The sequence below is a fragment of the Streptomyces sp. NPDC005728 genome, assembly GCF_040630895.1.
Taxonomy (GTDB): domain Bacteria; phylum Actinomycetota; class Actinomycetes; order Streptomycetales; family Streptomycetaceae; genus Streptomyces.
Window position 1 is genome coordinate 50,582 of record NZ_JBEXYL010000058.1, and the last position, 11,409, is coordinate 61,990.

Annotated in this window: 7 protein-coding genes; 3 read left to right on the plus strand and 4 right to left on the minus strand. The window is 71.9% G+C overall.

Translation table 11 applies throughout. The features are described 5' to 3' along the window. Window positions 1-96: 96 nt before the first annotated feature. Genes ABZ471_RS31350 through ABZ471_RS31360 form a run of 3 tightly spaced genes read right to left on the minus strand, consistent with a single transcriptional unit; the run spans window position 97 to window position 2,475 of the window. Window positions 97-537, minus strand: coding sequence for a MarR family transcriptional regulator (locus ABZ471_RS31350; RefSeq protein WP_359071102.1), 441 nt, complete (start codon window positions 535-537; stop codon window positions 97-99). A gap of 48 nt (window positions 538-585) precedes the next feature. After that, on the minus strand, window positions 586-945 hold the full coding sequence (locus tag ABZ471_RS31355; RefSeq protein WP_359071104.1) for a DUF6204 family protein: 360 nt from the start codon (window positions 943-945) through the stop codon (window positions 586-588). Window positions 946-1,002: 57 nt separating this feature from the next. Beyond that, complete coding sequence (locus tag ABZ471_RS31360; RefSeq protein ID WP_359071105.1) at window positions 1,003-2,475, minus strand: NAD(P)/FAD-dependent oxidoreductase; 1,473 nt, start codon at window positions 2,473-2,475, stop codon at window positions 1,003-1,005. 225 nt (window positions 2,476-2,700) lie between these two features. Between ABZ471_RS31360 and ABZ471_RS31365 the strand changes: the two genes are divergently transcribed. Beyond that, on the plus strand, window positions 2,701-3,447 hold the full coding sequence (locus ABZ471_RS31365) for a protein phosphatase 2C domain-containing protein (protein WP_359071107.1): 747 nt from the start codon (window positions 2,701-2,703) through the stop codon (window positions 3,445-3,447). Between the two features lie 366 nt (window positions 3,448-3,813). On the opposite strand, the gene lpdA is transcribed toward ABZ471_RS31365, so the two are convergent. After that, window positions 3,814-5,214, minus strand: coding sequence for a dihydrolipoyl dehydrogenase (lpdA, locus tag ABZ471_RS31370; RefSeq protein ID WP_359071108.1), 1,401 nt, complete (start codon window positions 5,212-5,214; stop codon window positions 3,814-3,816). Between the two features lie 878 nt (window positions 5,215-6,092). Between lpdA and ABZ471_RS31375 the strand changes: the two genes are divergently transcribed. Both ABZ471_RS31375 and ABZ471_RS31380 read left to right on the plus strand, forming a co-directional pair. After that, window positions 6,093-7,913, plus strand: coding sequence for an acyl-CoA dehydrogenase (locus tag ABZ471_RS31375; protein ID WP_359071110.1), 1,821 nt, complete (start codon window positions 6,093-6,095; stop codon window positions 7,911-7,913). A gap of 59 nt (window positions 7,914-7,972) precedes the next feature. Further along, on the plus strand, window positions 7,973-11,409 hold a 3,437-nt coding region (locus tag ABZ471_RS31380; RefSeq protein ID WP_359071112.1), incomplete at its 3' end, for a beta-ketoacyl synthase N-terminal-like domain-containing protein.

The following is an 11,409-nucleotide window of genomic DNA, read 5'->3' on the forward strand; positions in this document are numbered from 1 at the left end:
GCTGGCCTGATCCCGGCCGTATCCACCCAGGAAGGACCGGATCCCGGCCGTCGCCGCCCGGGAGGGACCGGATCCCGGCCCAGGGGGCGGCAGAAGTCAGCCCGGGAGTCCCGTGCCGCCCAGCCGGGTCAGCAGGGCGGCGAGCAGGCCGATGTCCTCCTTGCCCCAGCCGTGGCCGGCGAAGATCTCGGCCGCGGTCTCCTCGGCCGTGGCCAGCATCTCCGTCAGCCGCTGCCGGCCGGTCCCGGTGAGCGATGCGTAGGCCACGCGCGCGTCACGGGCGTCCGGCTCGCGGGTCACCAGTCCGATGCGCTCCAGGGGGGCCAGCCCGCGGGTCACCCCGGAGGCGGTCAGCCCCAGCGCCTCGGCCAAGTCGACCCGGCGCATCCGGCCGCCCGGTGCCTGTCCGAGGCGCAGCAGCATCGTGAAGTCGGCCAGGCTCACCCCGTGCAGCCCGCCCAGCCGGGCGTCGAAGCGCCGCACGAGCGCCGTCTGTGCCCGCACCAGCCGCAGCGAGGCGTCCAGGGCGTCACTCATCGCTCATGCCGTCCTCCATGTCATTGCGATCTCCTTGACTGCTCAAGTTTATGCGCCGCTCGAACGCGCAGCGCGTCGCTGCCGCTTCCCCAAGGGCGCCTGGGAGAGGTCCTCCGCGGTGGACCTGAGGTTCTTGAAGCCGTAGCCGCGCTCCGTCAGCCACGCCCGCGCGGCCTCCTCGGCCCGCTCGGTCGCCTCCAGGACGTCCTCCTCTTGCTCCCCGGTGTCCGAGAAGCGGAAGACGAAGGCGGGCCGGGCGGCGATGTCGTAGCTGAGATGCCCCGCGGATGTGTAGGCGGCGTGCAGTACGTCGTGCTGGGCGGCGTCGGCGAGGAGGTCGGCCCGCTGATCCTCGCTGAGTCCGTCGAAGGCGCCGCGCACGGTGATACGGAAAGTCCGGTTGCTCATCCCGCGACCCTAGGCACAGCGGGCGGCGCGCTTCCAGCGGGTTTCCGCGCGGAAGGGTCACGCGCCGGGCTGCGTCTCCCGGTCGAGCTGGTAGGCGGAGAGGAGGAAGAGCCAGATCTCGCTCACGGTCGGGAAGCAGGCGACCGCGTGCCTGAGCCGTTTCAGCGGGACCTCGCCCGCGACGGCGACGGTCGCCGAGTGCAGCAGTTCGCTGACGCCCGGGCCGACGAAGGTCACTCCGAGCAGGACCTCCCGGTCCGCGTCGACGACCAGACGCGCGCGGCCCCGGTAGCCGTCGGCGTGGAGGTTGGCGCCCTGCGCGGCGTTGAAGTCGAGGTCGACCGTACGGACCCGGTGGCCGGCATCGGCCGCCTGCTCGGCACTCAGGCCCACGGCCGCCGCCTCCGGGTCGGTGAAGAAGACCTGGGGCACGGCGTGCTGGTCGGCGGTGGTGGCGTGGTCGCCCCAGGGCGCGTCGTCCACCGGGCGTCCGGCGGCGCGGGCGGCGATGGCGTCGCCCGCGGTGCGGCCCTGGTACTTGCCCTGGTGGGTGAGCAGGGCGCGATGGTTGACGTCACCGAGGGCGTACAGCCAGTCCCCGTCCGTGGCCCGGACCAGGCAGGTCGTGTCCACGTCCAGCCAGGAGCCGGGGGTGAGACCGACCGTGTCCAGGCCGATGTCGCCGGTCGCGGGGGTGCGCCCGGTGGCGAACAGGACCTCGTCGGCCTCCAGCTCGCTGCCGTCGTCGAGGGTGAGGGTGACGGGGCCTTCGGGGTCCGGGCGGCGCAGGGCGGTCACCTGCACGCCGATCCGGACGTCCGCGCCCGCCTCGGTCAGGCCCTGGGCGACCAGTTCCCCGGCGAAGCCTTCCATGCGGGGCAGCAGCCGGCGGCGGGCGAGCAGGGTGACCCGGGAGCCGAGCCCCTGCCACAGCGTGGCCATCTCGACGCCCACTCCGCCGCCTCCTACGACCACGAGGCGGGCGGGGACGGTGCTGGAGTCGGTGCCGTGCCGGTTGGTCCAGGGCCGGACCTCCTCGATGCCCGGGATGCCGGGCAGCACCGGCAGGCTGCCGGTGGCGACGGCCACGGCGTGCCGGGCGGTGAGGGTCCGGAGCGTGCCGTCGTCGCGGGTGACGGTGACGCGGCGGGGCCCGTCGAGGCGGCCGTGGCCGCGGAAGAGGTCGGCGCCCATGGACTTGACGCCCTCCGCCTGTCCCGTGTCGTCCCAGTCGGTGACGTAGCGGTTGCGGCGCGCGAAGACACCATCGGTGTCGAGCGGCCCGGTGACGGCCTGCCGGGCACCGTCCACGCGGCGGGCGTCGGCGACCGCGATCACCGGCCGCAACAGCGCCTTGCTGGGCACACAGGCCCAGTACGAGCATTCGCCGCCGACGAGTTCCCGCTCCACGACGGCCACGGAGAGGCCGGCGGCGCGGGCCCGGACGGCGACGTTCTGGCCGACCGGGCCGGCCCCCAGCACGACCACGTCGTACACGGCCGCTTCCTGGGTTCCCTGCGCTTGACTCATCGTTCCTCGCATCACGATCGGTGGGGATCCCGTGCTGTTCCCGGGACGCGTCCGTCGGTGTACGGGTCATGTAACCCGGAGATCCGTGCAGGTCGTCGCCCCCGGGCCAGGCGTTCGGCGAAGAGCGGTCATATGCGCTCCCTTTGGGCTAGGCAGGAGGCCACTAGACTGGGTGGGAGCCCGGCGTCCGGCAGTGTGTCCGGTACGGGAAGGCGGTGGCGTTCCATGCCGTACGTGGCGGTGACCGCGCTGAGCCATCCGGGGCTGCTCCGCGAACGCAACGAGGACAGCCTCGTGGTCGGACCCTGGACCCTGTGCGCCACCGTGACCGAGAGCCCGCAGACCCTGTACTTCCCGGTCGGGACGCCCCTGGTCGTCGCCGTCGCCGACGGTCTCGGCGGCCATCCCGGCGGCGACGTGGCCAGCGCACTGGTCGTCCGCCGGATCGCCTCCAACGGGCTCGCCCTGAGCAGCGAGGACGCCGTACGCGACACCCTGAACGCCTGCAACCGCGCCGTGTACCAGGCCGCCGGCGGCGACGCGGGAAGCGAGCTGGCCGCCATGGGGACCACGGTCGCCGGCGTCGTCGTACAGCCCGATGCGGTGCTGGTGTTCAACGTGGGGGACAGCCGGGTCTTCGCCGCCGCCCCGGACGGATTGCGCCAGTTGAGCGTGGACGACAGCCCGCCGCTGGAACCCGGGCAGCGCACCACCTCCCTTGTCACCCAGTGCCTGGGCGGCAGCCCCGCCTACCGGCCCGTCCGCGCCCATGTGACAGCCGTGCCGCTGTCACCCGGCCGGTACCTCGTCTGCACCGACGGCCTGACCGATCCGGTGCCGCCGGAGGTCCTGGACGAGGTGCTGCGGGAGCACGACGACAACCGGGCGGCCTTCGAGCTGTGGAAGGCCGCGATCGCGGCAGGCGGTCCGGACAACATCACGCTGGCCCTCGTACGCGTCTCGGACGCATAGCCGGGTCGCGGCAGCTGCCCGCCAACTGCCGCCGATCTACCCGCCCGCCCTCGTCGTCGGCCGCACCGAGCTGACCTACGCGGAGCTGGATGCGGCGGCCCGGGCCACGGCCCGCCGCATACCCCGCAGCGGTCCGGGGCCCTTGTTCGGCGGTCTCGAGACGACGACCTCGCTGATGGGGGTCGCCCTCTGGTACGTCCTGGGGAACGGGCTCGTGGACCGGGTCGTCGGCGCCGCGGGCGCGGCGAGGCGGACTCGGTCGTGGAGCGGGTCCTGGACCTGTCCCCGACCGGCTCAGCCGGCTGCTGACTGCGCGGAACTGATTACCGCGACGCATCGCGGTAATCAGCCCGACGTGTCCGCCGGCTACATGTTGATCATGTGTCCGGCCAGGCCGTGGATGGCCTCCTTGACCGCCTCGCCGAGCGTGGGATGCGCGTGGACGTTGCGGGCGACCTCGTGGACGGTCAGGTCCCACTGCTGGGCCAGCGTCAGTTCCGGAAGCAGTTCGGTGACCTCGGGCCCGATGAGGTGCGCACCGAGCAGTTCACCGTGGGTGCCGTCGCTGATGACCTTCACGAAGCCGACAGGGTGCCCCAAGCCGTGGGCCTTGCCGTTGGCGGTGAAGGGGAACTTGACCACGCGTACGTCGAATCCCCGCTCGCGTGCCTGGGCCTCCGTCCAGCCGAAGCTGGCCACTTGCGGCTGGCAGTAGGTGGCCCGCGGAATCATGGTGTAGTCCAACTCCATGGTTTCCGCGTCGGCAATGGTTTCGGCGGCCACGACGCCCATGGACTCGGCGGCGTGCGCCAGCATGAGCTTGGCGGTGACGTCCCCGATCGCGAAGATGTGCGGCGCACTGGTGCGGCAGCGTCCGTCGACGTCGATGGCGCCGCGCTCGGTGAGACGAACTCCCGTGTTCTCCAGGCCGTAGCCCTGGACGTTGGGAGCGAAGCCGATGGCCTGGAGCACCTTGTCCGTCTCCAGGGTCCGGCGCTCACCGTTCCTGTTGACGGTCACGCGAACCCGCGGGCCCGAGTCGTCGATGGTCTCGACGGCGGTGCCCGTGAGAACCTCGATGCCGAGCTTGCGGTAGTGCTTCGCGAGTTCCTTGGAGATCTCCTCGTCCTCCAGCGGGACCATGCGGTCGAGGAACTCGACAATGGTCACGTCCACGCCGTAGCTGCGCAGCACATAGGCGAATTCCACACCGATCGCGCCGGCGCCGGCGATGACGATGCTGCCCGGCAGCGTTTCGCTGAGGATCTGGCTCTCGTAAGTGACCACGCGGTCCGACAGGGCGGTGCCGGGGAGCAGCCGGGGAGTCGCGCCGGCCGCGATGATGCAGTGCCCGAAGGTCACTGTTTCGGTCCGGCCGTCCGGGTATGTCACCACCAGGCTGTGGTCGTCGGTGAAGGCGCCCCGCCCCTCGAGCTGCGTGATGGCGTTCTTCTTCATCAGGTAGTGAACGCCCTTGACCCGGCCGTCGGCTACCTTGCGGCTGCGTTGGTGGGCGGCCCCGTAGTCCGCGGAGACCTCACCGCCCACGCTGATTCCGTACGCCTTGGCTTCGTTCGTGACGAACTGCACCATCTCGGCATTGCGCAGAAGGGCTTTGGAGGGGATGCAGCCCACGTTGAGGCAGACACCTCCCCAGTATCGCTCCTCGACCACCGCGGTGGAGAGGCCGAGTTGCGCGCTGCGGACCGCGGCGGTGTAGCCGCCGGGGCCCGCCCCCAGAACAAGGACATCGAAATGTTGGCTCACAAGGGGTTGATCCTCGTCCGATCGGGGCTCACCACGCAACCCGGTAGAACCTGCACCGGAAGCCGCGTAGTTACCGTGCTGGGGCCGTCAACTGCCGGTTGATCGCCCCGAAGTGATGTTGGCCACGCTCGTTCAGGAGGCAACCAGTCCGGCAGCGTGATAGACATTGATCAGCTGTGACGGAAAGCCTCCGCCTTGTGACCGAAAGAAGGTTGCGGGTGGCGGCGAGTCGGCTAGTTAAGGGGGACGGGGGAACGTGCTCCACGGCACGGAGAACATCTACGAGTTGGTGATCTTGAAAAGTGGGTCAGGGTCAGGTGGGTACGCCACCGCTCTCCACTTCGCGGACACAACGGGCACACATCGGCTTCGCCGAAGGCATCCAGGTGACGTAGCGAGACCCTCGATGCTCCGAGGGAGATCGATCGCGCCGGCGAGCTGACCGGCCGAACGCACCTGATCGTCAACGGGGACGCGCTGCCGTACGAGGCGGCTCCCCTGATCCGTGCGCATCCCACCCGGACCGAGATTCCGGGGGAAGTCCATCTGGCGCTCATGGGCAAGCCCCTGCACGCGCATGACTGATCCGGCTCGCCGGACGGGGCCGTTCATCCCGTCCTGCCTGCCCACCACCCATCCACCGCTCGATCACACCTGCCTGCGGGGCAGCCCGCTGTGATGCCCGCGTGCGTGCACGCGGTCGCCACGGCCCTGACCGCGCTCTGCCGTACGCGCGGCGGCACTTTCACGTGCGCTCGCGGCCTCATGTGCGCTCACAGCTTCATGTGCGCTCACGGCCTCACATGCGCTCACGGCTTCGCGTGCGCTCACGGCCCCCTCACACACCGACGACGAAGACGCAACGGGGAATCAACACGATGGAATCAGGCAACTCACTGCGCGATGCCTTGTCCTCGCTGGTGCACGGCGACTCCTACGGGCAGGCGGTGCCGCAGCTGGAAGAGATCTTCTCGCCGGACCTCTTCGCCAGACCGTCCGGCCTGGCGGACCAGGACCGCTACGCGCTCACCTACCAGCGGCTGCGGCACATCAACGACCGGATCGAGACCGGCACACCCCTGCTGCACCAGCGAGACCTGCTCTTCCCGCTGCTGGAATGGGTCGCCCTTGCCGATCCGTCCCTCTTCTACGCCTTCTTCCTGCACCACTGCACCACGGTCGGCTCGATCCTGGAGTTCGGCGCGGGCCGGGACGACCTCGACGACGTCCTGGCGCAGCTGGCCTCCACCGACGTGGTGGGTGCCCTGCTGATGACCGAACTGGGCCACGGCAACAGCAACGCCGCCGTTCGCACCGAAGCCGTCTTCGACCCGGACACCCGCGAGTTCGTCCTGACCACGCCCGGGCCGGAAGCCGTCAAGTACCCGCCGAGCGTGGGATGTCCGGGCGTACCCCGGATCGGCATCGTCACCGCCCAACTCGTCGTCGCCGGGGAGGACCGTGGACTGTTCTGTTTCGTCGTACCGCTCAGGGACGCCGCGGGCCCCTGCCCGGGTGTGGTGATCGAACCGCAGGACTCGGCGGCGATCCTCCCCCTCGACTGGGCGACCGTCTCCTTCCAGGGCGTACGCGTCCCCTTCCGCTACTGGCTCCGGGACTCCGCCTCGATCGCGGCGGACGGCAGCTTCACCGACACCCTGAGCAACCCCGCGATGCGCTCACGGCAGGCGTCCCGGCTGATCCGGTACGTCTGGGAGGTGGCCGCCGTCGGACTCGCCGCCGTCACCCGGGCCAGCGCCGCCGTCGCCGTCCGGCACGCCCACGAGCGCTACACCAACGGCACGTTCGCCGGATTCGCCGACCCCATGCCGGTGATCCGCTACCGCAACCAGCAGCGCACGCTCTTCGGCGCCCTGTCCGCCGCCTACGTCGCCGCGATCGCGGCCAAGTCGGTCTCCGGGCCCGAACCGGTCGGGCGCAGCGCCGGCGAGATCCGCACCCTGTTCACCCTGAAGGCGGTGACCGACCAGCTCGCAGAGCGGGTCACCGCGGCCTCCCGCGCCGCCTCGGGCGTCCTCGGCTTCAGCCCGCAGAACCGCTTCCTGGACTACCAGGGCCTGGCCCACGCCTTCAACGCCGCCGGACTGAGCACCCAGGTCCTCTACCTCAACGCGGCCTGGACCATGGCCCTCGGCCTGGACTACCAGCCGCCCGCCGACGAGCCCCCCGCCCCGCAGGAGCGCGACCTGCGCGACCCGGCCCTGTGGCGGGCGCTGACCGGCGCCCGGGAGCGGCGACTGCACGAACGGCTGGTGGCCGGCCTCGGCGCGGCCCGGGCCGGCGGACTCGGCGAGTTCGAGGTCTGGAACGACCGCTTCGAGCTGGCCGAGCAGATGGCCGAGGCACACGCCCTGCGCCTGCTGGTGGACCTCGTCCGCGAGAAGACCGACGCGCTGCCCGACGCCGACGCGCGCCGCATCGCCCGCGACGTGTGCGCCCTGCACCTGCTCGGCGAGATCTCCGCGCACAGCGGCTGGTACCTCGCCGAGGGCCTGCTCACCGCCGAAGAGGTCAACGCCCTGCCGGGCCGGCTCAACCAGCTCTGCCAGGACATCGCCCCGCACGCCCTGGACCTCGCCGACGCCCTGGACGTGCCCTACGACCTGGTGGGCGCGCCGATCGTGCACGCCGACTACGCGACCGCCTTCACCAAGGCCACGTTCGCCGACCCCGCGTAGCCGGGACCTCCCCACCTCTCTCCTCTTGCGCCTGCCCTGCTCGGAAGGTTTGCAGCACTATGCGTGACTCGTCCCAGGCCCGTGCCCGGCTCACGTCCACATCTCCCACCGAGGCCGTCGCCGTCGTCGGCATGGCCTGCCGACTGCCCCTCGCCTCAGGCCCCGGCGCGTTCGCCCAGCTCCTGCGCGACGGCGTCGACGCGATCAGGGAGGTCCCCGCGGACCGCTGGAACGCGCGGGAGTACACCGGCCAGGATTCGGACGGACCCGGCCGGGCGGGAGCGAGGTGGGGCGGCTTCCTGGACGAGGCCGACCGGTTCGACCCGGCCTTCTTCGGCATCTCGCCGCGGGAGGCCGTCGCGATGGACCCGCAGCAGCGGCTCGCCCTGGAACTCGGCTGGGAGGCGCTGGAGGACGCCGGCATCCTGCCGGACACACTGCGTGGCACCGCCGCGGGCATCTACGTCGGAGCGATCTGGGACGACTACGCGACGCTGGCCCACCGCCGGGGCGTCGCGGGCATCACCCAGCACACCATGACCGGCCTGCAGCGCGGCATCATCGCCAACCGCCTGTCGTACGTGCTGGGCCTGCGCGGCCCCAGCCTGACCGTGGACAGCGGGCAGTCGTCCTCGCTCACCGCCGTCCACCTGGCCTGCGAGAGCCTGCGCAGCGGCGAGTCCGACGTTGCCCTCGCCGGTGGCGTCAACCTCGACCTCGTCCCCGAAAGCGCGCTCAGCCTCGCGGAGTTCGGCGCCCTGTCCCCGGACGGCCGGTGCTTCACCTTCGACGGCCGGGCCAACGGCATCGTGCGCGGCGAGGGCGGCGGCCTCGTCGTGCTCAAGCGACTGTCCGACGCGGTGGCCGACGGCGACCGCATCCACTGCGTCGTCCGCGGCAGCGCTATCAACAACGACGGCGGGGGCGACAGCCTCACCACCCCCAGCCGGGAGGCCCAGGCGCAGCTCCTGCGCCGCGCCTACGAGAACGCGGGCGTGCGCCCCGCGGACGTCCAGTACGTCGAACTGCACGGCACCGGCACCCGGGTCGGCGACCCGATCGAGGCCGCCGCGCTCGGCGAGGTGCTCGGCACGGCACGCCCCGACGGCAACCCCCTGCTGGTCGGATCGGTCAAGACCAACATCGGCCACCTGGAGGGCGCCGCCGGCATCGCGGGCCTCATCAAGACTGCGCTCGCGCTCAAGCACCGGGAACTCCCCCCGAGCCTGCACTTCCGCACCCCCAACCCGGCGATCCCGCTGGCGGAGCTGCGGCTGCGGGTACGCACGGAGAACGGGCCCTGGCCGGAGGCCGACCGCCCGCTGATCGCCGGCGTCAGCTCCTTCGGAGTCGGCGGCACCAACTGCCACGTCGTACTGGAGGACTGGCGCACCGACGCCGCCCCTGACGCCGATGCCGACGCGGACCGTCCGGACCCCGCCCTGTCCGGCCCCGTGCCGTGGGCGATCTCGGCCAGGACGGAGGGCGCGCTGCGCGGCCAGGCCGCGGCGCTGCTTGCCCGCCCGGCCGACGAGGCGTCCCCCGCCGACCTCGGCCACTCGCTGGCCACCACCCGTACCGCCTTCCCGCACCGGGCCGTGATCCTGGGCCACACCACCGAGGACTTCAGCACCCGCCTCGAGGCCCTGGCGGCCGGCCGTCCCGCCGCCGGGCTGATCGAGGGCACCGCCTCCCGCACCGCGGACCGCCCGGTCTTCGTCTTCCCCGGCCAGGGCTCGCAGTGGGTCGGCATGGCCGTCGACCTCATGGACACCTCACCGGTCTTCGCCGAGCACATCCAGCGCTGCGAGCAGGCACTCGCCCCGCATGTGCCCTGGTCGCTCACGCACGTGCTGCGCGGCGGCAGCGAGACCGACCCGGAGCTGTCCCTCGACCGGCTCGACGTGGTCCACCCGGTGCTGTTCGCGGTGATGGTCTCGCTCGCCGCACTGTGGCGCTCGTACGGCGTCGAACCGGGCGCCGTGGTGGGCCACTCGCAGGGCGAGATCGCCGCGGCACACGTCGCCGGCGCGCTCACTCTGGAGGAGGCGGCGCGCGTGGTCGCCCTGCGCAGCCAGGCGTTCGCCCTGCTCGCCGGGACCGGCGGCATGGCCTCGGTCGCCCTGCCGGCCGCCGAGGTGGAGCAGCTGCTCGCACCGTGGGCGGACCGGCTGTCCATCGCGGCCGTCAACGGCCCGCGCGCGGTCACCGTCTCCGGTGACGTGCCGGCCCTTCACGAGCTGATCGCCCGGTGCGAGAGCCAGGACATCCGCGTCCGCCTGCTGCCCATCGACTGCGCCGGCCACTCCGCCCATGTCGAGCGGATCCGCGAGCCGCTGCTGGACCGGCTGGGCGCCGTGACCCCCACGACCGCGGAGGTGCCGTTCTACTCCACCGTCGAGGGCCGGTGGCTCGACACCACCGAACTCGATGCCGAGTACTGGTACCGCAACTCCCGGCGCACGGTCGGGTTCGAGCCCGCCGTACGGGCGCTCGCGCAGGCAGGCCACGAGGCGTTCATCGAGGTCAGCCCGCATCCCATCCTCGCCGCCGGCATCCAGGAGACCGTCGAGGACGCCGACGGCCAGGCACGCGTGGTCGGCTCCCTGCGACGCGGCGAGGGCGGCCTCGACCGCATGCTCGCCGCACTGGCCGAGGCATCGGTGCACGGCGTCGCCGTCGACTGGTCCGCAGCCTTCACCGGCTCCGGCGCCAGGCGCGTCGACCTGCCCACCTACGCCTTCCAGCGCCGCCGTTTCTGGCTGGACGCGCCGGACGCCCGCACCGCACCGGCCATGCCCACCGCCGTCGCGGAGGAGAACGACCCCGGTACGGAAGAGGGAGAACTCCCGCTGCGCGAGCAGTGGGCCGCGCTGACCGAGAGCGCGAGCCGGGACGCGGCGCTGGACCTGGTCCGCACCCACGTCGGCATCGTGCTCGGCGCGACCGACACCGACGACGTCCAGGTCGAGGCCTCCCTCCGTGAGCTGGGCTTCGACTCGATGATGGCGGTGGAGCTGCGGAACCGGCTGAACGCGGTGACGGGGCTGCGGTTGCCCAGCACGGTGGTGTTCGATCATCCGACGGCCGGTGACCTGGCCCGGTTCGTGCGGGCGGAGCTGCTCGGCGTACCGCAGGACACCGCGGGCGAGGCGGAGCCTTCGCGGGTGGCCGTGGACGGCGCGACGGACGCCGAACCGATTGCGATCGTGGGCATCGGCTGCCGCTTCCCCGGTGGCGTGCGCTCGCCGGAGGATCTGTGGCAGCTGGTGGTCTCGGAGACGGACGCGATCTCCGGCTTCCCGGCCGACCGCGGCTGGGACCTGGAGGCGCTGTTCGATCCGGACCCCGACGCAGTGGGCAAGTCGTATTCCCGGACCGGTGGCTTCCTCTACGACGCCGCGGAGTTCGATGCGGGGTTCTTCGGGATCTCGCCGCGTGAGGCGTTGGCGATGGATCCGCAGCAGCGGTTGCTGCTGGAGACGTCGTGGGAGGC

What these genes read in the sequence shown, in the direction of transcription:
- ABZ471_RS31360 (WP_359071105.1), bottom strand. Translation starts at nt 2,475, where the DNA reads ATGAGTCAAGCGCAGGGAACCCAGGAAGCGGCCGTGTACGACGTGGTC.
- ABZ471_RS31350 (WP_359071102.1), bottom strand. Translation starts at nt 537, where the DNA reads ATGAGTGACGCCCTGGACGCCTCGCTGCGGCTGGTGCGGGCACAGACG.
- ABZ471_RS31365 (WP_359071107.1), top strand. Translation starts at nt 2,701, where the DNA reads ATGCCGTACGTGGCGGTGACCGCGCTGAGCCATCCGGGGCTGCTCCGC.
- ABZ471_RS31355 (WP_359071104.1), bottom strand. Translation starts at nt 945, where the DNA reads ATGAGCAACCGGACTTTCCGTATCACCGTGCGCGGCGCCTTCGACGGA.
- ABZ471_RS31375 (WP_359071110.1), top strand. Translation starts at nt 6,093, where the DNA reads ATGGAATCAGGCAACTCACTGCGCGATGCCTTGTCCTCGCTGGTGCAC.